This is a genomic window from Mesorhizobium jarvisii (genome assembly GCF_003601985.1).
GTDB lineage: Bacteria > Pseudomonadota > Alphaproteobacteria > Rhizobiales > Rhizobiaceae > Mesorhizobium > Mesorhizobium jarvisii.
On the sequence record NZ_QZXA01000014.1, the window covers coordinates 1 to 26398 of the forward strand.

Annotated in this window: 29 protein-coding genes and 2 pseudogenes; 10 read left to right on the plus strand and 21 right to left on the minus strand. The window is 62.8% G+C overall.

Going from position 1 to position 26398, the window contains the following annotated elements:
* Positions 1-77: DUF1515 family protein (locus D3242_RS34515; RefSeq protein ID WP_425374469.1), on the minus strand; the 77-nt coding region annotated here is incomplete at its 3' end.
* 198 nt (positions 78-275) lie between these two features.
* Between D3242_RS34515 and D3242_RS28185 the strand changes: the two genes are divergently transcribed.
* From D3242_RS28185 to D3242_RS28200, 4 genes are all read left to right on the plus strand, one after another.
* Positions 276-776, plus strand: a complete 501-nt coding sequence (locus D3242_RS28185; protein WP_147377495.1) for a hypothetical protein — start codon at positions 276-278, stop codon at positions 774-776.
* The gene (locus D3242_RS28190; RefSeq protein WP_064982429.1) at positions 776-1177 is read left to right on the plus strand and encodes a hypothetical protein; all 402 of its coding nucleotides are present in this window, start codon (positions 776-778) and stop codon (positions 1175-1177) included. Before D3242_RS28185 ends, D3242_RS28190 begins: the two co-directional genes overlap by 1 nt.
* Before the next feature lie 24 nt (positions 1178-1201).
* Positions 1202-1606: a sunset domain-containing protein gene (locus tag D3242_RS28195; protein WP_064982431.1), complete on the plus strand. Its 405-nt coding sequence runs from the start codon at positions 1202-1204 to the stop codon at positions 1604-1606.
* Between the two features lie 687 nt (positions 1607-2293).
* Complete coding sequence (locus D3242_RS28200) at positions 2294-3118, plus strand: methyltransferase domain-containing protein (RefSeq protein WP_019863649.1); 825 nt, start codon at positions 2294-2296, stop codon at positions 3116-3118.
* A 56-nt stretch (positions 3119-3174) separates the two neighbouring features.
* Here D3242_RS28200 and D3242_RS28205 read toward each other — a convergent pair whose 3' ends face one another.
* The 3 genes from D3242_RS28205 to D3242_RS28215 form a co-directional block, all read right to left on the minus strand.
* Entirely contained in the window at positions 3175-3579 is a 405-nt protein-coding gene (locus tag D3242_RS28205) for a DUF1515 family protein (protein ID WP_064982433.1), read from the minus strand.
* Between the two features lie 165 nt (positions 3580-3744).
* Complete coding sequence (locus D3242_RS28210; RefSeq protein ID WP_064982435.1) at positions 3745-4038, minus strand: hypothetical protein; 294 nt, start codon at positions 4036-4038, stop codon at positions 3745-3747.
* Complete coding sequence (locus D3242_RS28215) at positions 4035-4586, minus strand: putative peptidoglycan-binding domain-containing protein (protein WP_019863647.1); 552 nt, start codon at positions 4584-4586, stop codon at positions 4035-4037. Before D3242_RS28215 ends, D3242_RS28210 begins: the two co-directional genes overlap by 4 nt.
* Before the next feature lie 175 nt (positions 4587-4761).
* On the opposite strand from D3242_RS28215, the gene ehuB reads away from it, so the two are divergent.
* Positions 4762-5634: an ectoine/hydroxyectoine ABC transporter substrate-binding protein EhuB gene (gene ehuB / locus D3242_RS28220; RefSeq protein ID WP_064982437.1), complete on the plus strand. Its 873-nt coding sequence runs from the start codon at positions 4762-4764 to the stop codon at positions 5632-5634.
* 61 nt (positions 5635-5695) lie between these two features.
* Here the strand turns inward: ehuB and D3242_RS34080 are convergent.
* Positions 5696-6002: pseudogene (locus D3242_RS34080) on the minus strand (conjugal transfer protein TraG); the annotation flags it as partial.
* Between the two features lie 166 nt (positions 6003-6168).
* Between D3242_RS34080 and D3242_RS28230 the strand changes: the two are divergent.
* Positions 6169-6423, plus strand: a complete 255-nt coding sequence (locus tag D3242_RS28230) for a helix-turn-helix domain-containing protein (protein WP_064982438.1) — start codon at positions 6169-6171, stop codon at positions 6421-6423.
* On the plus strand, positions 6423-7748 hold the full coding sequence (locus D3242_RS28235; RefSeq protein WP_064982440.1) for a type II toxin-antitoxin system HipA family toxin: 1326 nt from the start codon (positions 6423-6425) through the stop codon (positions 7746-7748). Before D3242_RS28230 ends, D3242_RS28235 begins: the two co-directional genes overlap by 1 nt.
* Positions 7749-7934: 186 nt before the next feature.
* On the opposite strand, the gene D3242_RS28240 is transcribed toward D3242_RS28235, so the two are convergent.
* The 16 genes and pseudogenes from D3242_RS28240 to D3242_RS28315 form a co-directional block, all read right to left on the minus strand.
* Positions 7935-8378, minus strand: a complete 444-nt coding sequence (locus D3242_RS28240) for a CopG family transcriptional regulator (RefSeq protein ID WP_064982442.1) — start codon at positions 8376-8378, stop codon at positions 7935-7937.
* A gap of 5 nt (positions 8379-8383) precedes the next feature.
* Positions 8384-10372 carry a conjugal transfer protein TraG gene (locus tag D3242_RS28245; RefSeq protein WP_064982444.1) on the minus strand — a complete coding sequence of 663 codons (1989 nt, stop codon included), beginning with the start codon at positions 10370-10372 and terminating at the stop codon, positions 8384-8386.
* Positions 10373-10394: 22 nt separating this feature from the next.
* Positions 10395-12134: a relaxase/mobilization nuclease domain-containing protein gene (locus D3242_RS28250; protein ID WP_064982446.1), complete on the minus strand. Its 1740-nt coding sequence runs from the start codon at positions 12132-12134 to the stop codon at positions 10395-10397.
* A 243-nt stretch (positions 12135-12377) separates the two neighbouring features.
* Positions 12378-13154, minus strand: a complete 777-nt coding sequence (locus tag D3242_RS28255) for a lytic transglycosylase domain-containing protein (protein WP_064982448.1) — start codon at positions 13152-13154, stop codon at positions 12378-12380.
* Positions 13151-13480, minus strand: coding sequence for a DUF736 domain-containing protein (locus D3242_RS28260; protein WP_064982450.1), 330 nt, complete (start codon positions 13478-13480; stop codon positions 13151-13153). The genes D3242_RS28255 and D3242_RS28260 overlap by 4 nt, the downstream gene beginning before the upstream one ends.
* A gap of 36 nt (positions 13481-13516) precedes the next feature.
* Positions 13517-14062, minus strand: a complete 546-nt coding sequence (locus D3242_RS28265) for a S26 family signal peptidase (protein WP_064982452.1) — start codon at positions 14060-14062, stop codon at positions 13517-13519.
* On the minus strand, positions 14059-14550 hold the full coding sequence (locus D3242_RS28270) for a DUF2840 domain-containing protein (protein WP_167470466.1): 492 nt from the start codon (positions 14548-14550) through the stop codon (positions 14059-14061). Before D3242_RS28270 ends, D3242_RS28265 begins: the two co-directional genes overlap by 4 nt.
* On the minus strand, positions 14547-15599 hold the full coding sequence (locus tag D3242_RS28275) for a replication initiator protein A (protein ID WP_064982456.1): 1053 nt from the start codon (positions 15597-15599) through the stop codon (positions 14547-14549). Before D3242_RS28275 ends, D3242_RS28270 begins: the two co-directional genes overlap by 4 nt.
* A gap of 17 nt (positions 15600-15616) precedes the next feature.
* A complete protein-coding gene (locus D3242_RS28280) occupies positions 15617-15898 on the minus strand; it encodes a helix-turn-helix transcriptional regulator (protein ID WP_019863632.1) in 282 nt (93 codons plus the stop codon).
* Positions 15899-16199: 301 nt separating this feature from the next.
* Positions 16200-16526 (minus strand): DUF736 domain-containing protein, encoded by a 327-nt coding sequence (locus D3242_RS28285; RefSeq protein ID WP_064982458.1) that lies wholly within the window; start codon positions 16524-16526, stop codon positions 16200-16202.
* A gap of 463 nt (positions 16527-16989) precedes the next feature.
* A pseudogene (locus D3242_RS28290) lies at positions 16990-18117 on the minus strand (IS30 family transposase); the annotation flags it as partial.
* Positions 18118-18516: 399 nt separating this feature from the next.
* Positions 18517-19410, minus strand: a complete 894-nt coding sequence (locus tag D3242_RS28295; RefSeq protein WP_064982460.1) for an ROK family protein — start codon at positions 19408-19410, stop codon at positions 18517-18519.
* Positions 19407-20207 carry an alpha/beta fold hydrolase gene (locus D3242_RS28300; RefSeq protein ID WP_064982462.1) on the minus strand — a complete coding sequence of 267 codons (801 nt, stop codon included), beginning with the start codon at positions 20205-20207 and terminating at the stop codon, positions 19407-19409. Before D3242_RS28300 ends, D3242_RS28295 begins: the two co-directional genes overlap by 4 nt.
* Positions 20204-21040 (minus strand): sugar phosphate isomerase/epimerase family protein, encoded by an 837-nt coding sequence (locus D3242_RS28305; RefSeq protein WP_064982464.1) that lies wholly within the window; start codon positions 21038-21040, stop codon positions 20204-20206. Before D3242_RS28305 ends, D3242_RS28300 begins: the two co-directional genes overlap by 4 nt.
* Complete coding sequence (locus tag D3242_RS28310) at positions 21040-22119, minus strand: Gfo/Idh/MocA family protein (RefSeq protein WP_064982466.1); 1080 nt, start codon at positions 22117-22119, stop codon at positions 21040-21042. Before D3242_RS28310 ends, D3242_RS28305 begins: the two co-directional genes overlap by 1 nt.
* Before the next feature lie 15 nt (positions 22120-22134).
* A complete protein-coding gene (locus tag D3242_RS28315; protein ID WP_064982468.1) occupies positions 22135-23370 on the minus strand; it encodes an ROK family transcriptional regulator in 1236 nt (411 codons plus the stop codon).
* Between the two features lie 139 nt (positions 23371-23509).
* On the opposite strand from D3242_RS28315, the gene D3242_RS28320 reads away from it, so the two are divergent.
* From D3242_RS28320 to D3242_RS28330, 3 genes are all read left to right on the plus strand, one after another.
* On the plus strand, positions 23510-24253 hold the full coding sequence (locus D3242_RS28320) for an ATP-binding cassette domain-containing protein (RefSeq protein WP_064982469.1): 744 nt from the start codon (positions 23510-23512) through the stop codon (positions 24251-24253).
* A 52-nt stretch (positions 24254-24305) separates the two neighbouring features.
* Positions 24306-25286 carry an ABC transporter permease gene (locus tag D3242_RS28325; RefSeq protein ID WP_064982471.1) on the plus strand — a complete coding sequence of 327 codons (981 nt, stop codon included), beginning with the start codon at positions 24306-24308 and terminating at the stop codon, positions 25284-25286.
* 76 nt (positions 25287-25362) lie between these two features.
* Positions 25363-26373, plus strand: coding sequence for a sugar-binding protein (locus D3242_RS28330; protein WP_064982473.1), 1011 nt, complete (start codon positions 25363-25365; stop codon positions 26371-26373).
* Positions 26374-26398: the final 25 nt, after the last annotated feature.

Below are 26398 nucleotides of genomic sequence, written 5' to 3' on the forward strand. Positions count from 1 at the left end.
AGAGTCGCCGCCGCCATACAGGTGACACCGAGGGCGCCAAGCCCCATCAGCTTCCACCGTGTCACCTCAGCGGCCACTTACTCGATGCTCGTCGTTATCGGCGGAGGACGCGACGGCCTTCAAACGCGTCGCGAATAACCCCGTATGTCCTTTGATTTTGCAAAGCACATAGATTTCTGGTCAATTCCGCTGAAATTTACCAGAACAACGGTCATCCCTTGCGCAAATAATAACTTTAGGAGATGCTGATCTTAAGCCTTGGGAGGGCTGGGGATATGAACAGAAATATGTTGATGGCACTAGTTGCCATTGCGCCGCTGTGCGGATGCCAAACAAGCAATCAAGCCGACTACATGCAAATAGGTTATGGGCCTAGTTTCGACGTCGCCCATGCTCAGTGCGAAATGCAAAAAGGGTCGGTTGACCAAGGCTATATTGCTATCGGATCGCCCGGCTTCGTTGCCGGGGCCGGAATTGGCAATGCACTTGGTAACCTGGCCGCCGAAGATCAATATATGAAGAACTGCCTCATCCTAAGTGGATGGAAGCGCGCGCCGCACGGACAAGGCGCCGCGGCTGCGTCAGCCGTGGCAGCTGGTACGCCGCCGACACCCTACGGGATTCAGCGCGCACCGGGCAGTTGGATCAACACGGCGCTGCTTGACTGGTCGGACGCGAACAACAAATGCGTCGCTGGCGATAAGGCCGCATGTGGCACCCGGGCGAAGCTCGGCGCGCGGCTTAGAGCCGCTGGCGTCAACCCGGCGCCGGTCTGATGGTTCGAGTGGCCCGTCTGGAAGTGGTGCTTTATCTAGGCGCCATGCTCACGGTCGCCGGGTGCGGCGCGGACTACCTTAACTACTACGACTCCGTGACGCTCGCCGCCGGCGACGCCAACCGCGCCAACAGCCTCGCCCAGACGGTCGACCCGTTCAATCCGAACAGCCAAAACACGCACATTGAGAGCGATGGGCAGCGGATCGCCGGCGTCGTTCAACGATATCGGGGGACGATGTTGGGGCCTGCACCGCAAGCCGGCATCGTGGTGAATGTCGGTTCAGGCGAACAACATCCTTGCGACCTTCAAACACAAACGGACAGCGCGGGCAAGCTTTGCGGCGGCCGAGCTGCCGAGGCCAAGCCAGGCGGTCGTACGGGACACGAGACGGGCTACTAACGGGGCCGAGAGAGACAGACGAACGTGGGCAAAGTCCAGCGTCATGAAGGTGCCGATCAGACTGACAGTTGGCGCAAGAACGCCAGGAAACGGCGCAGACGCGGGTTTTGGCGACCCCAATACCTGTTCGCACTGGTGATGGTTCCTCTTGCGGCTGTTCTCACGGCAAGCCCGAGCAGCCTCGAGACTGTCGCGAAGCTCATTCCGGCCGAATGGCTTGGCAGCATAGACGTTCCCGATCCGTCATCTCTGCTCGCCGGCGGCTGCAACATCAAAGGAAATATCTCGATCAATACCGGGCAGCGCATTTACCACGTGCCCGGCCAAGAACATTACTCGGAAACGCGGATCAGCCCCCAATATGGCGAGCGGTGGTTTTGCAGCGAGGCAGAGGCGCGCGGTGCCGGCTGGCGCAAGGCGCGTCGGTAGAATGCTGAGTATCGCGCTGGGGGCGCTAGTTGGTTCCAGACAGTTGGTGCACAACAGCGGCGCCGGCAGAACTGCGAGCCATGGCTTCCTGGTCATCTGGTCGACCGATGCCCCAGCCGATCACTGCTAGCAACAACCCGCCCAGCAGCATGCCAAGCACAGGCCTCCCAGTTGCTGCTCGCGCTCTGATGTTGGTCATGATGCCTCACACCCAGGGTAGTGGCCCGCGACATCTTGGAGATGCGCGGGCCGACCAAGATTTGGGTCTTTGGTCAGCGGCCGCCGCTGAAGAGGCTCCCGCCTCTAGTCAAACAACCAATTAAGACCGATGTTCCACCCCAATACGAAAAAGCCCGCCACCTTTCGGCAGCGGGCAACTTAACACGGAGTTGTTAGGTGGGCCCGCCTCAATGGGGGAAGAAGCGGGCCCGGCCAAGAGCGAATTCCCCTGGCCGCAGCGGAGGGGATTGCTGCACGCCAAGAACCAGCCGACGAATATCAGGTTCCGCTTATATGCAAAAAAGACCTGCCCTCCGTCAGGTAGAGCAACGGGTAAGGGATCAACCAGCGCTGAGAAAAACTGTCGTCGGACGGGTTGTTTCGATCACAACTTTGTGGGGTCAGCCAAGGCTACTTGCATTAACAACGCTTCGCTGGAAACGTCTATTTGGAATTGAGGGGCGCTAAATGGCTGTTGATGGCCAATCTCAAAGTTATCCGTTAGGCGGCACACAGACTGAGCGGGATCGATTGCTTGCCCAAGCCAAACAATATGAGGCCTCGGCCAATTGGCTCCTGGATCAGATCACAATTCAGCCTGGCTGGACAGCCGTCGACATTGGCTGCGGCCCTATCGGAATTCTCGATTTGTTGTCACAACGCGTTGGTCCCCACGGATCGGTCGTTGGTCTCGAACGCGAGCAGCGCTTCGTGGAAATGGCGCGCGGCGAGATCGCAAGGCGCGGGCTGAGCAACGTAACGATTGTCCATGCCGATGCTCTCAATACTGGGTTGGAGAAGTCCGCATTCGACTTCGCCCACGAGCGCCTGGTGATGATCAATGTATCGGCCCGTGAGCAGTTGTTATCTGAGATGCTGTCGCTGCTTCGCCCAGGCGGAACGATAGCCGTCGAAGATGTGGACAATGTCTCATGGCTTTGTCAGCCAGCTCACGCGTCTTGGGATGTCTTGCTAAACGCGTTTCATGCAGCCTTTCACGCGGGCGGCGGCGATGGCTTTATTGGTAGACGACTTCCTGGGTTGCTGCGTGCAGCCAACGTCCAAAATATCCGGTCAAGGGTAACAGTCGAAACGCCTCCAGTGGGAGATTACCGCCGCACCCACCTTATTGCACTCATTGAGTCAGTTCGAGAGAAGATACTCGACAAAGGATTGTTGGCGGAGACCGAATTGAATGAGCACAAAGAGGCGTTGGTCCACCATCTGAACGATCCTGCCACGACGGTGATCGACAAACTCCTCGTCCAATGCTGGGGACAAAAATCGGGCTAAAATGGTCCGCCATAGCGAGAGGCCTGGTGAAGTTGTTTAGTGGATGGCAAGGAACATCACCCGCCCCGCAGCACACGCCAGATATTTGACCAATACGCCGTGATCAAGGATGCCAGCGCCGCCGCTGCCATGCCCGTGACGCCGAGCGCGCCAAGCCCCATGAGCTTCCAGCGTGTCACTTCAGCGGTGACGTCCTTGACGCTGGTCATGTCGGCGTTGAGTTTACTGACAGCACTTTCGGTAGCGGTCACACGCTCAACCAGTTCGTCGGTCTTCTGATACATTTTCGCACGACTGGAGGCGGCGCGCTGTTCCGATTGCTCGTAGCTCAGCGCGGCTCGCGCATCGCTGTCCTTAATGTCGCGCCGGATTTCGGTGATGTCCCGCTGCATATCCTGCGTGGCTTGCAGCAGCCCGCCGATCATCATCTCAAGGCTCTTCGTTCCCGACGTCGGGATCATTCCCTGCCCTGCTATGATTTAAGTTCGGCGCGGCGCGCGGCGCTGGCCTTGGTGTGCAGATCGCATTCTGCGCGGGTGTAGAGCTTCACCGCGCAGCCTGGCGCTACGGTGCGGTCGATCTTGTTCTGATCGGCAACCGTCTTGCCTTGTGCACCGGGAAGGCTGCTACCGAGGGCCGAGCGTAGCGGCGGTACACCGCTGACGTCCGAAGTCGTACACGCCGCCAGCGTCAATGCACTCATCAAGAGACATGCGAGCGTCGATGCCCTTGCGTATCGCATCCTGATTTCCCTTCTCGATTTTGGCGCGAACCTCATCAGCGCCTTTGTCCTTGATGAACTCGTAGCCGGCGAACACGGCGCCCGAGATGGCAACCGCAATCGCCGTCCACGCGATGATGACAGCGACTGGCCGGGGCACGCCGACGACGCCGGCGACAAAGGTGATGAGCCAGGTCACGCCGGCGCCGTTCCAAGCGCCGCGGCGAGACGCTTGGCCTTGCGATTGGCGTACCAGCGATAGCCGAGCCCGCCGATCGCCAGCACCGCGCTTGCGAGTGCCACGACCACGACCACCTTGCCGATCCACTCGCTGGTGTAGGACAGCGGCGACAGCTGGTTCTGCAGATCATAGAGGTAACCAGACAGACCGAGGCCACCGGTGCCGGCGCCAGTTGCCAAGTCCGCCGGCGCGGTCGACGGTGCGGCGTTGGCATCATCGACAAAGGCTTTCGCTTGGCCGCCGTCGACGAAGTTAGCCGCCTGTGGCACCTGACCGGTTGCCCATGCCTGGCCGATTGCTCGGACTTCAGCAACGCGAGCCGTCCAGCCCCGGCCGAAGGTTCCGAACGTGCTGAGGTGCTTCAGGAAGGCCATGCGGGCGCTACAAATGCGGTCGATCAGCGCGTCGTTGTTCTTGTCCGCCTTCAGCGCCGCAAGCGTGCCCATGCCGAGGACGCCGTCAATGCGGCCGGTATAGGCAGGCCGCAACGCCTGCTGAAGCCACATGATCGAGCGACCGGGACCGGAATTCACCGCGCCGTCAAGAACTACTTATCGTAATGTTACACCTATCTGTACATAATTTGTACATATATATTGACGAGGATGTACATCCAACCGTAGCGTTGAGCGGCTGAGGCGGGACGCCTTCGCGCAACTCAAACTCATGGGAGGACCCCCGATGAAATTTCGAGCCCGATCGGCTGCGATTGGCCTGGCCTGCATCGCCTATGCCGCGCTTGTTGGATCTGTGCTGCCGGCAACGGCAGAGACCACGAAAGAACGCGTCTTGAAGGAAGGGCGCATCGTCATCGGCGTCCACAACCGCTCGCCATGGGGCTACAAGAAGGAGGGAACCGGCGAACTGCTCGGCTGGCATCCGGATCTTCTCAGGGCTGCCTTTGCCGATCTCGGCGTCAAGCAGGTCGACTTCGAGGTCACCGAGTTCGGCGCCTTGATCCCGGGCCTGATGGCCGGGCGTTTCGATGCCGTTGCATCCGGACTGTCGATAACGCCGGAGCGATGCCAGCAGGTGGCCTTCGGCGCTCCCGACCTGAGGTCGGACGACGCGGCGATCGTGCTCGCCGGCAACCCCAAGGCGATCCATAGCTATGCCGATCTTGCCAAGAAATCCGACGCGATCATGGGTGGCGGCCGCGGCAGCAATGTCATCAAGAACGCCATCACCGAGGGCGTGCCGGAAGACCGCATCCTGCAGTTCCCCGACATCGAGACCAACATCGCGGCACTGCGCGCCGGCCGCATCGACGCGGCTCTGTTCTCCTCCCCGACGGTGATCGGGCTGCTTGCCGGCAATAAGAGCCCCGATCTGGAGCGCGCCAGCCCGTTTACGACGGACGAGAAGTCGATCAGCTACATCGCGATCGCGTTCAGGAAGGACGATGGCGATCTGCGCGACCTCTACAATCAGGGTCTGGCGAAGGTCATGTCGAATGGCATGATCGCCACCATTATGGCGAAGTACGGATTTGGCCCGACGGAGAACGTGCCGCCAGGATTGACAACGTCGCAATTGTGCGGAGCCGCCAACTGAACGCCATCAGCAACAGAACCCAGCTGGCATCAACAGCGCGGGCGGCGCTGCGCTAGCGCGGGCGGCCCGCGCTGGCGATGACCGGGTGCGGACCGCCCTCTCCCAGATGCGGCGTCGTCATCATGGCCGCCTTGGTCAATTCGATCGGGCGCTTCGGATCGGACAGGAATGCCGCGACGCCGCCAGGGTCTTGTCCGGTCCGGCATCGAGCACGCGCAGGATCGCACCGACCAGCAGCGCGTGGCTCGTGTTTTCCCAATGGTTGCGCCTTTCGAGCTACCCTTCGGGATCGACCAGGATGTCGGCGATGTTTGTACGTCGCGGACCTCCCATTCCCCACACCCGAGCTCGGGAAAGTAAGTCGAGGCGTAGCCGCTCGGGCAGACGCTCGTGTTGCCAGCTGACAAGTTGTCATCATACGCGGTCGCGTATATCTTCACCATATACGCGACCGCGTATACTCCCCTTTATACGCAACTCCGTATATTGACGATCAATACGCGATCGCGCATATTGCGGGCGTGGAGACCCATCATGACAGACCAGATCGCTCGCAACGAAAAACAACTCGGGGCCATTCTGCGCCGCGCCCGCAAGAACGCCGGGCTCACACAGGGCTCGCTCGGCAACCAGATCCACTTGCGCCAGGGTACGGTCTCCCGCCTCGAGGCCGGCGAGCCCGCGATGCAACTCCGCACCTTGATGGCCGCCCTCTCCGCCCTCGACCTTGAACTCGTCGTGCGCGCGCGCAGCAAAGGCAGCTCTGCTGATATCGAGGATCTGTTCTGATGGCACGTCGCCGGGTTCACATCCCCCTGAATGTCTTCCTGAACGGGCGCCTGGTCGGCATCCTGCGCAGGGAATCGACGGGCGCCATCGACTTCCAATACGCCCGCGAATGGCTGGACTGGCGCGGCACCTTCCCGATCTCACTCTCGCTTCCTTTGCGGGAAGACCGCTATATCGGCACGCCGGTGACCAACGTCTTCGACAACCTGCTTCCCGACAATGACGCCATACGCAGGCGTGTTGCCGAACGGGTAGGCGCCGACGGCACCGACCCCTACAGCATGCTGGCTGCGCTCGGCCATGACTGCGTCGGTGCGTTGCAATTCCTGCCCGATGGCATGGATCCAGGCCCTCCAGGCAGTGTCGAAGGCAAGCCGGTCAGCAACGAGGACGTCGCCGGGATCATCGAGAACCTTGCTGCCGCTCCGCTAGGCCTCGGCGAGGATGCGGACTTTCGCATCTCGATTGCCGGCGCGCAGGAAAAGACAGCACTGCTGCGCAAGGATGGAAGCTGGTTCAAACCGATCGGCACGGCAGCGACCACCCATATCCTGAAGCCGCAGATCGGCCGGCTGCCAAACGGCATCGATCTCTCCAACAGCGTCGAGAACGAGTATCTGTGCCTTAAGCTGCTGCAAGCGTTCGGCGTTCCCGCCGCCCAGGCGCAGATCGCTGACTTCGGCGTGCGCCGTACGCTGATCGTAGAACGCTTCGACCGGCTGTGGGCCCGCGACGGCCGCCTCCTGCGCCTGCCGCAGGAAGATATCTGTCAGGCGCTGTCGGTGCCGCCGACGCGCAAGTACCAGTCCGATGGCGGTCCCGGGATGCGGGAGATTATCGAGCTCCTGAAGGGCAGCGATACACCTGATGAAGACATCGCCACCTTCTTGCGCACCTGCATCTTGTTCTGGCTGATTGGCGCGACCGATGGCCACGCCAAGAATTTCAGTATTTTTCTCAGCCCTGGGGGACGATTCCGCATGACGCCCCTTTACGACGTGCTGACCGCGCAGCCCAGCCTTGATACCGGACAGATTCCGCGCAAAAGATTCAAATTGGCAATGTCGGTCGGCAGGAACAGACACTATTCGGTACCTGACATCATGCCACGCCACTTCCTGCAGACCGCTGACATTGCCGGTGTGGGTACCCCTGTCATGCGCAGAATTTTCGATGACATTGCTGAAAACGTGGAGAAGCAGGCCGACGAGGTGATCGTCTCGCTGCCCCGCGGCTTTCCTGAACAGCTTGTCGACGCGGTCAAGTCGGCTATCGGCAAGCGGGCGGCCCTCCTCGCCGACGACAAGGCTGATGCCATCGATTGATCAAGGTGCGACGAACCGGCTGCCGGGACTTGCTCGCTCATCCTGTTGCCGCGGCTGATCATCATCGGTCGTCATCGGTACGCCAACTTTGTCGTCGCGTGACCGCCAGGGGCGTCGAGTATACCCATCATCATGATGAACATGGCCATCATGCTCCAAGCCAGCCGATGATTGGCCTGCAATCCGTCAGGGTGGGTTTCCGCTGCTATCCATCGGATTGATATCTTCGGAAATCTCCTGCCGCAGTTTCGGCCCCTTCGCCAGGCGCCTGCCCAAGGCCGTCACGAAGGCTTCGTAACGTTCGGCCGCCTTGGCGCGTGCGGCCTGGGCGGCGGGCTCGGGCAACGCCGGCGTTGTCGCGAGCCAGAAGCGGACGAACACCGCCAGTGTCTCGACCGCAATGCCGATATCGCGCTCCTGCCTGGCCAGGCGGCGATCGACCTGGTCGAGGCGTTTGGCGATAGCGGCCTCGCGGCGTGCGTCCGCATCCGGCGACAGGAAGGAAGCCAGTGCTGCTTCCGCAATCATGGATTGGGGTTGACCGCGCCGTGCCGCATAATCGCCGAGCATCGTCATGATGCTCTGATCGAGATAGACGGAAATCTGCGCCTTCTTTTTGCGAGCCGTCATGGCGCCTACAACTCCATGCCGTCATCGGGGTCTAGGGAAACCTGCCGCGCAACGCCCTGCATGAGGCGCGCCAGGCGCCGGTTGCGCACCGCATCATCGTCGTCGGCATCGTCGTCCGGTTCCATATCGAATTCGTTTTCGATCGGCGCCGCTTTCTCGACCGCCTGCGCCCGATTGAGTTCGGCCTGCAGGCGGCGCTCCGATCCCGTCGGATCTCCGTCGTCCTGCTGCAGCGTTCCGGAAGCCTGCGTGACCTCCAAGTGAGCCAGGACCGGCAACTGGCTCCAATCATCAGGTACGGCCTCTTGCGACCGCGCCAGTTCGGGTGGCGGCAACACGCGCTCCTTGAAACTGGGGTCCTCGTAATACCGGGCCTTCTTGGCCCTGATCGGCGGCGCGCCCGCCACCATGACGATCTCGTCGGTCGGCGGAAGCTGCATGATCTCGCCAGGAGTGAGCAACTGCCGCGCCGTCTCTTGCCGCGACACCATGAGATGCCCGAGCCACGGCGAAAGCCGGTGACCGGCATAGTTCTTCATCGCCCGCATTTCGGTCGCCGTGCCGAGTGCGTCCGAGACCCGCTTGGCAGTTCTCTCGTCGTTTGTGGCGAAGCTGACGCGGACATGACAATTGTCGAGGACCGAGTTGTTGGGACCGTAGGCCTTCTCGATCTGGTTGAGCGACTGCGCGATGAGAAAGCTTTTCAGGCCATAGCCCGCCATGAAGGCCAACGCGCTCTCGAAGAAATCGAGGCGGCCCAGTGCCGGGAACTCGTCCAACATCAGAAGCAACCGGTGGCGGGTTGTCTTGGTAGGCAGGTCCTCAGTGAGGCGGCGACCTATCTGATTGAGGATGAGGCGGATAAGCGGTTTGGTCCGGTTGATGTCCGAGGGCGGCACGACGAGATAGAGCGTTGATGGTTGCCTCCCCCCGACGATGTCGCGAATTCGCCAGTCGCAGCGCCGTGTCACGCCGGCGACAACCGGATCGCGGTAGAGACCGAGGAAGGACATCGCGGTGGACAGCACGCCCGAGCGTTCATTGTCGGATTTGTTGAGCAGCTCGCGCGCCGCACTGGCGATGACCGGATGCGGGCCGGCGTCACCGAGATGCGCGGTCTTCATCATCGCGGCAAGCGTCGATTCTATCGGGCGCTTCGGATCGGAAAGAAAGGCGGCGACGCCGGCGAGCGTCTTGTCCTGCTCGGCGTAGAGAACGTGGAGGATCGCGCCGACCAGCAGCGCGTGACTGGTCTTCTCCCAATGGTTGCGCTTTTCCAGGCTCCCTTCCGGATCGACAAGAATGTCGGCGATGTTCTGGACGTCGCGGACCTCCCATTCGCCGCGGCGGACTTCCAGAAGCGGATTGTAGGCTGACGATCGCGAATTGGTCGGATCGAAAAGCAGCACGCGACCGTGCAGAGCGCGAAAGCCTGCGGTGAGCTGCCAGTTCTCGCCCTTAATGTCGTGGACGATCGCCGAGCCCGGCCAGGTCAGAAGCGAAGGCACCACCAAGCCGACGCCCTTGCCGGACCGGGTCGGGGCGAAGCACAACACGTGCTCGGGCCCATCGTGGCGCAGATAATGGCTGTTGTAGCGCCCGAGCACGACACCATCGTTGTCGATCAGGCCCGCTGCCTCCACCTCTCGCTTTTCGGCCCAGCGCGCCGACCCGTAGGTCTGAACAGTCTTGGCTTCGCGCGCGCGCCACACCGACATGCCGATGGCAACAATGATCGAAAGGAAGCCACCGGACACGGCGATCAAGCCGCCTTTCACGAAGATAGACGGGGCGTAGGCATCGTAGAAATACCACCACCAGAACAGAGCGGGCGGATAGTAAACGGGCAACCCAGCGATCTCGAACCAGGGTGGACCGAGCCCTGTCTGAAAACCGAGTTGCCATGCGGTCCATTGCGTTGCCGCCCAGGTCGTCAATAGGACGATGAGGAAAACCGTGAGGATCTGACCCCAGAGGATTTTGGTGGCGGACATGGCGTGGTCCTTTCTTCCGTTGTCAAAGGCCGAGCCCCCTCTTGCGGCCAAAACTCCAGTCGATGCCGCCATCGCCGCGCGCGACACCGGAGACGTGCTGGCCGAGATGCTTTTCGAGTGAGGGCGTCCAGGGGACGAGCTGGAAGCCCAGCCCGTCGTCGATCATGGCGAAACGGCCGGAGGCGAGTGACAAGCGCTGGCGATAGGCGCCGGCAACAAAGTCTCCACTGGCGGCGCGCTGGAAGGGCTTGCCAGTGTCGGCCGCCAGCCTGTCGCCAAGTATCCCCAGTTCCGCCCGCCGCAGTGTATCGAGCAAGCTTCGGGTGAAGATGATGCGTCTGCCTTGCCGCTCCGCGAGCCCCTGTTTGACAAGATGTTCGGCGCGCCGGTCGAGGGCGTCGCGAACCTCGGCGCCGAAGCCGGCCTCGGCCAGGGCGGCCGGTTCGCGCGCGATTGCCTGACGGTCGAGCCAGGTCGCACCCGATGCCGTAATCTGCTGATCCACGCCAAGGTCGGAGCGCACGGCGAGTGCGGCCCGGCCTTGACCGCGCGCATCATCGAATTTGCGCAGCTCGACAATCGATCCCGGTGCGCCGTCGCCAGCCGCCTCCAGATCGGAAAGCTTGATGTGATGGGTGCGTCCGTCGATGCCGTCGACAACGGCATAGGCCGTGCCGATCAGTTCGTCATCGAGCCCACGATCGACCAGCCGGCCGATAACCGGCGTCTCCAGGCTTTCCGCGGCCAGGACATAATTGGCTGAGCCACGCTCGATGCCAGCCGCACTCATCGCGCGATGGATGCGCTTGATGATGTCGCCGCGTTCGCCTAGCTCGCGCAGTGCTGCTTCGGCCCGTTCGTCAATTGCCCATTGGCCAGGCCCGGCCTGTTGGGCAAGACCAAGGGTCTCGAGCTTGCGCAGGCGGCCGATCTTCAGCGCGTGATACTCGTCCGGTTGCCTTTGGCGAGATGGCGCGAGATCGATGATCCCGCTGTCACGGCTGTCGCGAAGCAACTGCCGATCGAGTTGCGTCCACCGCTCGGACTGGATCTGGCTTTCGAGCCTGTGGCGGATATCGAGATCGGTGCGCGGACCCAGTTCCTGGGTGACCAGATCGCGAGCCCGGTCGCGCATGCCTTCCTTGATGTAGTCACGCGCGATGACCAGATCCTGTCCATCGTCGCGGACGCCACGCACGATCAGGTGAATGTGGGGATGCTCGGTGTTCCAGTGATCGACCGCCAACCAGTCGAGCCGCGTGTCGAGGTCCTTCTCCATCTGCCCCACCAGATCGCGGGTGAAGGCGTTGAGGTCCGCCATCTCGAGAGCGTCGTCCGGCGACACGATGAAGCGGAAATGGTGACGATCGTCCTTGGCGCGCGCGGCGAAGGAAGCGGCGTCGGCATTCTCCGTCCCCGGACCGAACAGATGCCCCTTCTCCCCGTCCCGGCTGACACCCTCGCGGCGCAGATAGTTGAGGTGGGTGCCAAGTGGAGCGGCGCGCGCGGAATGACGGACGACTCGCGCCTTGACGACGGCGCCGCGCGACCGCGAGGTGATGAGGCGGTTGGCCTGGATGCTGGCGCGCTGACCGTGACCAAAGCGGGAGCGGCTTGGCTGTACAATCCGGCCCGAGCGCGAAATACCGCAGCCGGCCTTTTTCGCCGCGGCCAACACCTGTGCGATGAAGGGTCGGGCCTGCTGGGCGCGCGTGGAGCGGATGCGCCCGGGTCGAAGGCGAAACTCGCGCTCATCGGCCATGGCGCGGCACCGCAATGTGGAAAAAGAAAAACAAATACAATACCTTGGCTGCTTGATACACATTGCGCCGGTGGCCGGCAATGTGCGGAACGCGCCAGAAAATCAAGCAAGAACAACCACCCGACCGCCGCGCAATGTGCGCGCTTTTATCCTGCCATCCCTCGGTTGTTGCCCTGTGCTCTGCGCGCCTCATTGGCTGCGACGTCAAACGAGACGCCAGGGGGCGATCTGACGGAGACTTCGTCATCGCTGCGATGTCCGGACGTCGGACCAGGTGAACAGCTGGCGCGGATGCGAGCCGGCCGCGAAAAGTTTGCGCGCCAATGGTGAAGACGAAAGCTCGACGGAGGCGTCTTCGCCGGACGGAAGACCGGAAGCGGCAAGGGACCCGGACGGCACTATGAACAGCGGCGCGGCCTTCCAGGTGACGGCCTTGGCACAATCGACGGTGAGCGCGCCGGCTGCATCACCGCCGCCCCAGAAAGGGCGGAGCGTCGCAACATAGGCCCGGGTCTCGGCCGGCAGCGGACGCCCCTTCAAGGAGGCTTCGTAACGCCCTGGCCCGGCATTGTAGGCGGCCAGAAAGCCCGGTGAACCGTATCGATCATAGAGCTCGCGAAGATAAGCGGCGCCTGCAAGGATGTTGTCGCGCGGATCATAGGGATCTCGGCCGAGCTGGTGGCGAAGGCGCAGCTCGGCAAAGGTTGCGGGCATGATCTGCATCAGGCCCACGGCCCCCTTTCGCGACACGGCGCGCCGATCGCGAGCGCTTTCGAGGCGCATGATTGCCCGTATCCAGCGCTCGGGAACGCGGAAGCGATGCGACGCCTCGGCGATAGGTGCTGCATAAGGATCCTCCGCGGATTTGCGCGGGGCCGGCGCGGACTGTGCCAGCGCCCCCGTCATTGCGTGACAGACCATCAGCATGCCAGCGATAAGGCAGAGTGCTTCACGCCGACCAGGCAACCGACTGACGGGTCGGCTTCCGTCCGCACGTTTCGGCGCCGATGGCCCACTCATCGAGCAGGCTCCGGCCGCGCTTTCGGCCGGATCCAGCGCAGCGACCAGGAGCCGTCGTCGGATTGGAACAGACCGGCGCGAAAGCGCCGGCCAAACAGCGGATCCTCCAATCGGCACGACAGATAGTCGCCGGCCGTCTGTCCGGTTTCCTTCCAGGCTGCGCCGACCTCGGGGCCGCTGCCGTCGCCGATGTGGATGCGAAAATCCGGCGCTTTACCGTCAGATATTTTGGTCGGCACGAGCACCAGCTCGGCGTCGACGAGCAGCGTTCGAATGCGTCCGGCATAACCCGATTCTGTTTTGTGGAAGACGCCGATCTCGGCCATGGATTGTCTCCTTCCTCTTGTTGGCTGGGTTGAATTTCAGTTCGCCGGAGCGAGCCAGGTGTAGTGGCCATCGTCCCTCTCGTCGGTCCAAAGCGGCAGCGCGGCTCCGACGATCGAGCTCGTCGGAAACGGCCCGAAATAGCGGCCGTCGAGACTGTCATCGACCTTCCGGTTCATGACGAAGATCTCGGCGGCGGCGATGACGCGGCAACCCTGCCATTCAGGCAGCGCGCGCCCCTTGCGGTCGCGCTCCAGCGCTGCACCCACCGCAAGTCCGTTCACCATGATGACGCGGCCTGCGCGGCAGACTTGGCTCCCAGGAAGACCCTCGATGTGTTTCAGCATCGGCACGCCGAGCGGAAGGTAGCCACGCCTGGCGGCGAACCGGGCGACCTTGTCTGGCGGTTCGATGACAGCGAGCGCGCCAGCCGTTGGTACGGCCATTTTCCTGATCGCATAGAGCCCAAGCGGCGCGCTGGCCGATGCATTCCACAACAGCAGCGGCGGCATTTTCATGACAGCCGGAGCGACCGCCGCGACGACGGCCGCAAGCGCTGCGACCATGCAAGCGACGCGGCTCATGACGTCGCTCGCTTGCGCAACAGAAAGGCCCGGTGCTGGTCGAGCGAATAGGCACGCGGCGTTGCGCCGGCGACCAGACGGTTGTGGGTCTGACGCCAATAGTCTGGTGCGGCCTCGACCGGATCGAGGCCGATCGCCTCGATCGTATCGATCCGTTGGAGAACCCGCTCAACCTTGTCCCAGCCGGCGACCTTGAGGAGGAGCTCGCCGCCTGGCCGGATGTAAGGCAGCGTCTGATAAGGTTCAGCGGGCAAGACGGCGCGCACGATGTCGATGCGCGAAACGACAGTACCAAAGTCATTCGCCGCCCAGCGCACGAACGCAAAAACACTGCCTGGCGCAAATCCGACGACGCGCCGCTGCTTGTCGATGATCGTCTCATGGGATGGACGTCCGAAGCGGATGCGATGCTCGACCCGCTTCTCGATCCAGATCAGCTCGACCGTCGTGAGGTTGCCGCGCGGCGTCGATTGGGGAGACGACGTCATGTGTCGTCTCCCTCGCGCCGGCCAACGCATCGCCTCTTCTGCCCACCGTCAGTCCGCAGCTTGCCCGCAAGACTGTTAGATTGAGAGTTAGACTCTAAGTTAAGGGCGTGATTTTCCGTTGCGGGCCCGTTCCTTAAGGCCGATCGCGGTTCCCGAAAGCACGAGGATGCGGTTCCCGTTGGCACGATAGTTCGGGTTCCCGATAGCACGATCCTGTCCACCGACGCGGGCGCCGGTTCGAAAGCCAACAGCACACGGCCGCTGGCTTCGACCTCCGTGAAGAGCAGATATCCCGGCAAGGGTTGGCGGCGCACGATGTCACGCAGCTCGAAGGCAAAGCGCTTGAGCGGCGAGAGGCTGCCGGACTTCTGATGCAGGTGCCGGATGTCGAAACGCCAACCGGCGCGCTGGCGTCCGCCATGCTTGCGCACCAGCCGATAGAGCCACCGATCCAGGCCGCCCGTCAGTCCGAAATAGGCTCGGTCAATCGTCAGGATGAGCGCATCGTCCATGACGGCGCGGTAGAACCAATCGGGCAGGATCAACTCGACGCCAAGCGGGCGGCCGTCTCGATCGAAGCGCTCCTGCCATTCATTGATCCACGAGAAGCGATGGCGCCGGCCTTCGGCGGGCTGGCGAATGGAGGTGACGACGCTTGTCGACTGCAGGCGGTCGAGCGCCGCCTTGAGGCGCAAATAGTCTCGCTTCGAGACGCCGCGGCCGACGAAGGTGAGCATTTCGTAGGGCGTCGCGGCCATCAGGCGCGACGTGCGCAATCCGGCGTCCCGCGCGCTGACGATCTGGCTCGCGGCCCAGATCAGGATATCGGCATCCCAGATCGTCGCCATGCCGTGGTCGGGCATCGCTTCGACACGGATCGCGATATCGCCGGCGCGAAAGTCGATCGGCGCGATGCGCCTGGATTTGGAAAGCGAGAAGAAGGGATAGGCCATGAGGTCCTGCGCATCGCGTGGCGCGACGACACCGGGCAGCGCGTGGAACAGATCAAGCTGTCCGCGTTCCGACGGTTGGCGTGTGCGTCCAGACATAGGAGAGATCAGCGGGCTCAGCGCCGCTCGCGTCCGGCATAGGCGATCAGGCGTGCGGCTTGAGGCTTGGCGGGCAGCACAGAGCCATGCGGATCGGATGTCGATGTCATCGCGCCACGCTGCACCCAGGCCTGCAAGTCGTCGACGGCGTAGACGACGCGGCCGCCGAGTTTGCGATAGGCAGGCCCGGTGCCGTAGGTGCGATGTTTCTCCAGCGTACGCGCAGAAAGACTGAGGAAACGCGCTGCTTCCGAAGTGCGCAGGTAGCGCGGCGGCAATGGCGCGGCGTCGGCATTCATGGGGTGTCTCCTTGCGGCCGTCGCGATTGAACGGCGATCGATGGCCAGGATGGAGGAGCAAGGGCGCCGTGATCAGGTGCGCAATTGCGGGGCGCTATTTCGCACCGCCAAGAGGCCTTCAGGAGCGGCGGCGGCGCGCACAGCAATTGGGGACAGCGGCGCTCAACCATCTTCGCGCCATCGCGCGTCAAGCAATGCATCCGATGACAGGAAGCCCGTCATGGCGGCCGGGGGAGCGAAAAGCTTCCGCGGTTACCGAGAGGAAACGCCTCGCCCGGTACCGGGCGAGGCGTCTGGCGATTCACTCGCCGTTGCGGCGGTTGGGGCGCGACCAGATGAGGCTGTGGCCCTCGCCTTCCTCGTCGGCGAAGAGGTTGGCGTAGATCGGAGCGGTGAAGCTCGCATCGTCGAGCTTGAGCCCGAGATAGTCGCGGCCCTCGGTGGAGCGCTTGGACCAGGCGGCGCCGATTTCGGCTTTGCCCACCACCACGCGGTGGCTTGGAGCGTTCTCGCCGCTGGCCCTTGTGTCGGGGACGATGCGCACGCCCTTGGCCTGGACGCTGAGGGTGACGATCTCGCCGGTGAACTCGTTCGCATTGGTCTTCTTGAAAGTGCCGATGGTAGCCATTTTTCAGTCTCCGTCTCTTCGTTTCCGAGCCCGCACCATGCGACCTCGATGGCGATCGAGAGGCCGGAGGCGACCGCCGCCGCATCGCTTGCGACCGCAGCAAAGCGGAGGATGGCGCAGGCGCGCGTTTCTTGGTTCCGCGAGGAATGGGCTTCGCCCAGGGGAAGAAACGCGCGCCGCGCCATTGCGGCATAGGCGGTCGAGGCTTTAGCCGTCCTTCGGTCAGATCAGCCCGTTCGAGAGGTCGTTGGTGCCCTCCGCGAAATGGCCGACGTGGAGGCAAGGGCACCACTGGCTTTCACGAAAGATGAATCGAATTGGTGGCCGAGATGTCAGCCGACAACAGCTTGGCATGACCTGAATGAATCCTTGAGACATCCGCTGCCAGCAGCACTCGGTGAAGTACCGCGAATGTCTCATTTGGGGCGGTGAGTTCAATAGGTCGCCGCAACACCCTCTGTAGCCTATCGGCCGGCGTTTCGAAGTCCAGGATTTTTCGGGGGCGCTGATTGAGCCGCAGGGCGACGGCGTAGAGTTGGTCCTGCGAGACGTGGGAGAAGTTGGTTGCTCTGGGGAAGTACTGCCTGAGCAGACCGTTGGTATTTTCGTTGCTGCCGCGCTGCCAGGGACTGCGCGGATCGCAGAAGTAGACCTGTAGGTCGGTGGCAACGGTGAAGCTCTTGTGACGAGCCATCTCCTTGCCCTGGTCCCATGTCAACGAGCGCCGCAACTCTTCGGGCAATGTGCCGATCTTCTCGGCGATGGCCCTCACGACGGTCGCCGAGTCCCTTCTCGCCAACTTCACAAGCATAGTGAACCGGCTGTGTCGCTCGACGAGGGTGGCGATGTTCGTGTCGTTAGCACCGGTGAGCAGATCACCCTCCCAATGACCTGGGATGGCACGATCCTCCGCCTCGGCGGGGCGGTCGCGGATGGAGATCATATCGAGTATTTGTCCTTGCCCCGTCCGGCTCTGTGCGCCTTTGGCGAGGCGCATCTGTCGTTTGGTACGCAGGTGCGCTGTCAGTTCCTTCTTGAGCACCCCTCGCGACTGGATGAATAGACTGCGATAGATCGCTTCATGAGATATCCGCATGCTTGGATCGCCCGGGTACTCTCGCCTCAACCAGCCCGCTATCTGCTCCGGCGACCATTGCAGCGCCAGCTTTTGCGCCACCCGCCATCGTAGCCGTCCAGAGCATGCCAGGCGACACTGCTTCGGGCGCAGCGCTCGCTCCCAAGCATGCTTGTCAGCCCGGGTTGCACGATACGTTTGTGCACCGCCATTGCGCGAGATCTCGCGACATATTGTCGATGGGGATCGCCCGAGACTTCGTGCAATAGCGCGTATTGCGAGACCCGCCGCGATCCCGCGAGAGATCTCTTCGCGCTCCGCCAGCCCGAGCGCCGAGGCCGCTCTACGCCTTGCTGACGGAGCAATGCCGCCGTGTAAGGATACGATCCGCTGAACGCCGGTCTTGTTCCGGCGATCCAGTGCCCGCGAGATCGACAAAATGCTCTGACCTTGCTTCCATCGCTCCCAAAGCTCGGCCTTCTGCGCTGACGTAAACCAGATCCGTGAAGTCACCATGCAACACCTCCTCATCCTCTCAGATTAAGAGTGTTGCGGCGACCTATTGAACCCACCGGCCGTAACCAGCCTGTCTGGTTTCAGTACAATCTTTAAGCAAGCCGCCGTTAGGCTCGCGGGTCATTCAACACGGCTCCATCAACAGGGCGTTTACTCCTGTGCCACGCCAACTGGCCTTGACAATGATCATCGCCTTATAGACGCCGTCCGTTATGATGCGAGCAAAGCGACGAGATCGTCGCTCTCGGGATCCACGAATGCAAATATCGGACCGCCTTGCCCGCGCTACTCGGATTCCGCCAAGAGCATGACTGGCAAGACGTAGTCCGCCATTTCATGACCAAAATCGTGAACTGCGCAGAAACCGCGTTGCTTTGAAATGGCGCGTGCACCGCGCGATCACACTGCGGCGAGCAGCACAGCGCCGTGAATGGCCGCCTGCCAGCCAAGGGCCGCCCAGCGTATGTCCAAAGGCTGTACGACAAGCGAATGCGGCAGGCTGTCGGCGATGCGCTGCTTGAGCGTCTGGCGGGGATAGGACTTCATGTCGACGATGCCGCCGCCGATCAGGATTGTTTGCGGAGAGAACAAGGCGGCCGCCGTTGCGATGGTCACGGCCTGCTGCCAGACGATCTCGTCGAGCCATTCACCCAGCGACGGGGGCTGCCCGACGGCCGCAAACAAATCCGCCACCGGAACCTCATAATCTGATGCAAGTTCGACCAGTGTTGCCCCCGACGCGTACGTCTCGGCGCGCTTTGGCCGTCTGCCATCATCAGGCCTGTAGACTGGCATATGGCCGATTTCGAGCGCCCAGCCGCCGCCGCGAAAAATGCCGTCCTTGCCGAGATAGGCAGCGCCAATGCCCGTACCGAGATAGACCGCCAGCACCTCGCTCTGCTGCGCCACTGCACCGGCAACGCTTTCGCCCAGTAACTGCAGCACAACGTCGCGTTCCAGGCGGACGGGAACGCCGAGCTTCGACGCCAATTCGGTGCCCAGCCGAATGCCTTCCAGCTCGGGAAAGTTGGCCGTGTGCAGTACGGTGTCAAAATCCTTGTCTATGAAGCCAGGCACGGTCGCCACCACGCTGGCTGGCTTGAGGCCGGAGTCGCGGGAGGCCGCCGCGACGACATGGGCCAGCCCTACCACTGGCGCCCCTTGGCGCAGCTGCGCAGTGGGGTAGGTGCGGGCAAAATCCACCGGGATGCCATGGTCGGCAAAGCCGACCTTGACCGACGTGCCGCCGATCTCGACCACGGCGATCGTGTCGTCCGTCGTATTGTCGGTCATGCGAGCGTTTCCAGAAATTGCGAAAGGCAGGCGCGAAATTCTCGCCGGTAGGCGACGCGATCCTGCGACTTGGCAGTGATGGTGTGAAGCGTGGCGGACGGAATGAGCCCGGCCAGCGCCTGCGCATCGGCCAAGCGATGAACAAGGTCGTGGTCATGGCCGATGACCAAAGTCGGAACCGCAATGGCGCGGATATCGGCCTCGCTGACGCCGGGACCATCGCCTGCAATCGCCATCAGCAGCCTGCCGAACCGAACCGAATCCGGGCGAGTGAAGAAGCCCTGCAGGCTGCTGAGATTGTCCGGCGCCAGCTTGCCCAGTTCGGCCGCTATAGGGCTGTCGTCGAACAAACGCCTGGCGTCCCCGGGCGAATGGCGGGTCAAGAGATCGCCGACCATGGCATAAGGCTTCATATTGGCGGGCGCTGCCTCGAACACCCAGGCAGGCCGCGCCAGCACCAGCGCGCGGACACGGGCCGGCCGGTGCACCGCCAGGCGAAGCGCCAGCGCCGCGCCCATCGAGATGCCGCCGACGACAGCAGGACCGATGCCGAGCGTATTGGCCAGCGCCTCGATGTCCTCGGCAAAGGTCGCGATCGAAAGCCGCTCGACCGGCCCATAGCCAGACCCTCCCTGCCCCCGGCATTCCAACGTCACACGCCGTGTCGCGGGCTGATCGGGCAACACATCGGCAACCTGCGCCTCATCGCCGCCCAGCCCGTGCTGGAAGATGACGGGAAGGCCGGTGCCGACATCCCGGTAAGCAAGGTCGACGCCATCGCGGCTGAAGGTCTTCACGCTATGTCGCTCTCTTCCAGAACCCTGCGCAGAAAGGCGCCGACGCCAGGCGCCTCGGCTTCCGTCAGGCCATGCGTGATCAGGGGGCCGTCAAAGCCGGCGGCCTTCAGACGGCCGATGAAATGAGGGAAGTCGACGACGCCCTGCCCGGCGGCGGCAAAGCTGCCATCGGCATGACGGTCCTTGGCATGGGCCATGCCGATCTCCGCGGCCAGCAGATCGACGGCCTCCTCGATCAGGCGATGACGCTCGGCTGCATCGGCCACTTCGAACAGATTGGCCGGATCGAGCACGATGCGCAGGCGCTTGCTGTTCATCTCGTCGAGCAGTCGGCGCGCGGCCCGCGCGCCGGAAACGACATTGGCGAGTTCCGGTTCGATGCCAAGCTCGATGTCGAAGCGCTCGGCAATCGCGACCGCCGCTTCCATCTCCACGCGAAGATCGCTCCACGCGGCGTCCGTGGCATTATCCGGGTGCCAGCGCCACTGATCCTCAGCATCCCTGGTGCCAGTGCACAACGTGATCAGGCGAGTACCGAGATCGGCGCATGAGGCGGCCAGCACCTCGAGCCGGACGAGGCCTGACTCCCGAACCCTGCGATCGGGATGGATCATGTTGTAGGTTCCGGAAATCGCAGAGATTGACACCCCGATCTCGATGCTTGCCACGGCGACCGACCGAGCCGCGTCGGGCTCGATCCTGTCCGGCATCGACGGCAGACCAAGGCAAGCCATGTTGAACTGCGCCGCCGTGTAGCCTGCGTCCGCCACCGCGCGCAGCACCGGCAACGCGCCGGTGGCAGCAAAAGTCTTGGCGAAGATACCAAGCTGCATCACACCGCCCCGTCGACATCGGCGAGGTTGACGGCGCGGCCGCCGGCAGCGGCAGAGCGGGCGATTGCCGCCATCCCCCTGACGGAGGCAATGCCGTCATCGATGCCGGCGCCGACCATCGGCGCGCCGTTCAGCACGACATCGGCAAAGCCTTCGAGCTGGCGGCGGTAGAAGTGACCATCCGCGCCAAGCGTACGATGCCAGCTGCCATCGGCCTCGCGGAAAATGTCGACCTCGCTGCTCTTGTAGTACCAGGGGTTATAGGTCTTCGCGAGAACGCTGCCGTTCTGGCCGTAGATCTGAAACCCTTCGTGCCAGTCCATGCGCACCGCGACCGTCAGGTCGAGATGGCCGACCGAACCGTCGGCGAAGATGGTGGTGACGAACCAGCAATAGGCGCCGTAGCGCTCAGTGAGCCGGGCCTCGACCGCCTCGATCGGGCCGTGCAGATGGCGCGCCGTGTCGATGAGGTGGCTGCCATGCGCCAGCATGTAGTATTGGCGCAGATCCGCCTTGGGATTGACGGCGGGCTTGCGCGCCTTGGCGCTGGTGATGATCAGCGGCTGCACCGCATCGGTCATCGGGTAGCGGTGGGTGCTGTCGCAATACCAGCCCTTGAAGGCCAACCGCTCGCCCATCTCGTTATCGACAAAGACCTTTGCCGCCTGGATGCCGGGATCGAAGCGCTTCATATGGCCGACCTGCAGCACCTTGCCGCTCTTCTCGACCGCTGCCCGCAAGCCTTCGACTTCCTCGACCGAAACACCCAGCGGCTTTTCGCACAGCACATGCTTGCCTGCCTCGAGCGCCAGCTCCGCAGCCTTGACATGGAACGTGTCCGACGTCGCGATGATGACGGCGTCGAGATCGGGATCGGCCAGCATCTGGCCATAGTCGGCATAGGATTTTTCGGGCGCGAAAGTGGCCGCCATCCTGTCGCGCAGATCGTCGGCGACATCGCAGATGGCATAGAGATCGGCATTGCGCGCCTTGGTGCAGGATTCGAAATGCGCCGCCTGCGCAATCGGGCCGCAGCCGAGCACGCCGACACGCAGCCGCTTTTCATCTTTGCGAGGCATGGAATCTTCTCCTGATTAGCGCGCGGCAAGGCCGCGAAGTTGAAATTGTGGATCGCCCGACAGAGCTGCCTGATGCAGCAGGCAGGCAGCACCAAGGGCGGGACCGTCAGCGCCGACGCGCGCCAGTTCGATACTCGGAACGGGATAACCTTCAGCAAGGAAGTCCGACAGGAACGCCTCGATCTGTTCGGCGACGAAGGGATAGACGGCATTGACCGAGCCGGAGAGGATGATGCGCTCCGGCTGCAAGGTGCAGGTCAGCGTCGCCAGGCCACGGCCGAACCAGAGCGCCCAGTCGCGCGCCGTGGCGACAGCCGCCGGATCGCCGCTGGCGATTGCCGCGACGAATTCGTCCACGCCGACGCGCAGCCCGCTTATGTGCAAATAGCGGGCGAGCAGCGCATCCTTGCCGACATAGGATTCCAGCCGGCCCGGACGCTTCGCGTCGAAGACAAAACCTTCATCGCCAATGCGCAGATGGCCGATTTCGCCAGCGCCGCCGAGCCGGCCGCGATGCAGCCTGCCTGCATTGATGATGCCGCCGCCAACGCCATTCTCGATCAGCATGACCAGGACGTCCTCATCGTCCTGTCCCGGCTGTGCCCGGTACGTCTCGGCCACCGCGACGGCATTGGCATCGTTTTCCAGCAGGATCGGAAACTCGTCGCCAAAGGCACTTACCAGAAGCTCGGCCAGATTGACCCCGTGCCAGCCTAGGATGGTGGCATGGTATGACACGCCATCGGCGGCGGGAAAGCCGGGCACGGCGACATTGAGCCCATAGGGGCGCGTGCCCGCAGGCAATTGCGAGCGGACCTCGGCAACGAGCTCCTTGATGATGGCGACCGCGGCCGCGGGCGTGCTGCCCGGGCCGGCAAAGACCCGCGAGGCGCCGGCACGTTTGACGCCGGCAAGATCGACAGCCACCGCCGCGATCCAGTTGACGCCGATATAGGCGCCGAGAAAGAAGCCGCCATTGCCGTCGATCTCGACCAGGATACCGGGGCGGCCGACCCGGCCCTCGCCATCCTGTTCGTCATCGGCCCCATCCGACCGCTCACGGGCCAGACCGGCTTCCGTCAGGCCGAGCACCAGCGCGCCGGTGGTCGAACGCGTCAGGCCGAGATCGCGCGCGAGTGCCGCCCGGCTCAACGCGCCGGCTCGAAACAGCGCCGCAAGAGCCCGCGTTTCATTCGGCCGAAGATCGGTCGACACCAGCACATTTTCCTCCGACGTTTGTTCGATTTGCATACTAATTGACTTTCATGTCGGTTTGAAAGAGCCAAAATGATGTGCATTGCAACAAAAAATTTGACACTTCGCGGCTATTGACCCGAGTTTCAAACGGTGATTTGTATCCAAAACTTACAAATTGGCACGAGAGGAAGCGATGCCGGTTCTAGCGCGTCTCGAACATATCGTGAAGGATTTCGGCGCCGTCCGCGCGCTGGACAATGTCTCACTCGACATCAATGAGGGCGAAGTTCTCGGCCTGATGGGCGACAATGGCGCCGGCAAATCGACGCTGGTTAAAACCATTGCCGGCAATTTCCAGCCGACATCGGGCACCTATGCGCTGGAAGGCAAGCCGGTGCTTCTGTCAGGACCAGCCGATGCCCGCAGGCATGGCATCGAGGTCGTCTACCAGGACCTGGCGATTTGCGACAACCTGACAGCGTCGGCCAATGTCTTCCTCGGTCGCGAAATCATGAGAAAGCTTGGGCCGCTGAAGGTGCTCGACCACAAGAGCATGAACACCCGCTCGGCCGAGATTTTTCGCGAATTGAAGTCGGAGACGCGGCCCGCCGATCTCGTCATGCGCATGTCTGGCGGCCAACGGCAGGCCGTGGCCATCGCCCGGACAAGGCTCGCCAAATCCAAGATCGTGCTGATGGACGAGCCGACCGCGGCCATCAGCGTCAGGCAGGTTGCCGAAGTGCTGGCGCTGATCCTCCGCATGAAGGAACAGGGCCTCTCGGTCATCCTGATCAGCCACCGCATGCCAGACGTGTTCGAGGTCTGCGACCGCGTGGTGGTGATGCGCCGCGGCCGCAAGGTCGCCGACAAGCCGATCGCGCAATCCAGCCCTGAGGAAGTGACCGGCCTGATCACCGGCGCCATCCAGACCGCCTGAACCAGCCTTCCCACGGAGCCATGCCATGAGCGCCCCCGACGACCATCCCGGAATGGAGATCGACCTTCTCAAGGGATCGAGCCGCACGCTGTTGAACCGCGTGCTGTTGGCGCAGGAAACCTGGATCGCCATCGCCATACTGGTGCTCGGCCTCGTCGTGTCGATGATCGCGCCGAAATTCGCCACGCCGGGCAATCTGCTCAACATTTTCCAGAACGCCTGCTTCATTGGCATCATGGCCATCGGCATGACGCCGGTCATTATCAGCGGCGGCATCGACATTTCGGTCGGCTCGATCCTCGGCATGTGCGGTGTCACGCTGGGCATCGTGCTCAACGCCGACATGCCGCTGGTCGTCGGCATCGTGGCGACGCTGGCGATGGGCGTGCTGTGCGGCGCCGTCAACGGCACGATCATCGCCTACGTCAAACTGCCGCCCTTCATAGTTACGCTCGCGACGCTGTCGATCGGCCGCAGCCTGGCGCTGGTGCTGACCAACAACCAGGTGTTCTATGAATTCGGGCGGGCAAGCGATGCGATCGTCGCGCTTGGCGGCGGCTACACACTCGGCCTTCCCAACGTGGTGTACGCGCTGGTCATCGGCGTGATCGTCCTGCATTTCCTGCTGACCATGTCGCGCTGGGGCCGCTATCTCTTCGCCATTGGCGGCAACGAGCCGGCGGCACGGCTGTCGGGCATCCCGGTCGATCTCATCAAGATCTCGGCCTATGCGTTCAGCGGCTTCATGGTTGCTGTCACCGCCATCTTCCTCGTCGGCTGGCTCGGCGCCGTCACCAACTCCATCGGCACCGGTTACGAGCTGCAGGTCATCGCGTCGACCGTCATCGGCGGCGCTTCGCTGACCGGCGGCTTCGGCTCGGCGCTCGGCGCCGGCATCGGCGCCATTCTCGTCGAAACCATTCGCAACGCGCTGCTTCTGGCAGGCGTCAACCCGTTCTGGCAGGGCACGTTTGTGGGGTGCTTCATCCTTGCAGCCGTCCTCCTGGAAAGAATCCGCTCTGTGCGACGCTAAAGCGTGATCTCGAAAAGATCATGCTCCAAGAAAAACCCGAGCGGACACGTCACGGCGAACCCAAATGGAGGAAACAATGTCGCTGTCGAAAACGCTTAGAACCACGCTTTCCATCGCCTGCCTTGCAATCGGTATGACGGCGGTCCAGGCCAAGGCCGAAGAGCGGGAATTCGCGCTCGTCTTCAAGGTCCTCAACAACGCCTTCAGCCCGCCGATCCAGGCCGGTTGCGAAGCCGCCGCCAAGAAGCTCGGCGACGTCAAATGCACCTATCTCGGACCGACGGAATATGACGAGGCCAAGCAGGTGCAACTGGCGCAGGACATGGTCACGCGCGGCGTCGCCGGCCTCGGCATCTCGGCGGGCAATCCGAAGGCCATGGCCCGCATCATGAAGATGGCCAAGGAAAAGGGCATTCCTGTCGTCACCTATGACACCGACGTGCTGCCGGAGGATGCGGGCCTGCGCTCGACCTATATCGGCACCGACAATTACGAGTTCGGCGTGGCGCTGGCGCAAAAGGTGCTCGCCCACAAGAAGAGCGGCACGGTGTGCATCCAGTCCGGCGCGCCGGCTTCCGAAAACCTCAAGGCGCGCGTGCAAGGCATTCGCGACACGCTCGCCGGCGTCACCAAGGACAAGGGCGTCGAGAGCCTGACCGGCCAGAACGGCTGGACCGAGCCGTCGGGCTGCCCGGTCTACAACAATGACGACATCACGCTTGCCGCCCAGCAGGTGCGCGACGTCATGACCAACAATCCAGGTCTCAGCGCCTTCGTTGCGGTCGGCGGATGGGCGCAATACGCGCCGGAAGCCTACAAGCAGGCGATGACGCCGCTCAAGGCGCGTCTCGACAGCAAGGATTTGGTCGTTGTCTTCGGCGACAATTTCGGTCCGCAACTGCCGCTGCTTGCCGCCGGCCTCAGCCACTACAATATCGGCCAGCGCCCCTATGACATGGGCTACGAGACCATCATGGCGCTGGACAAGCTGAGCAAAGGCGGCACCGTCGAACCGTTCATCAAGACTGGCACCGAAGTCTGCACGCCGCAAGACGCCCTCACCACCTGCGGGAAGGTCGCCAACTGATCTCTACCGACAAGCTCACGCCCCG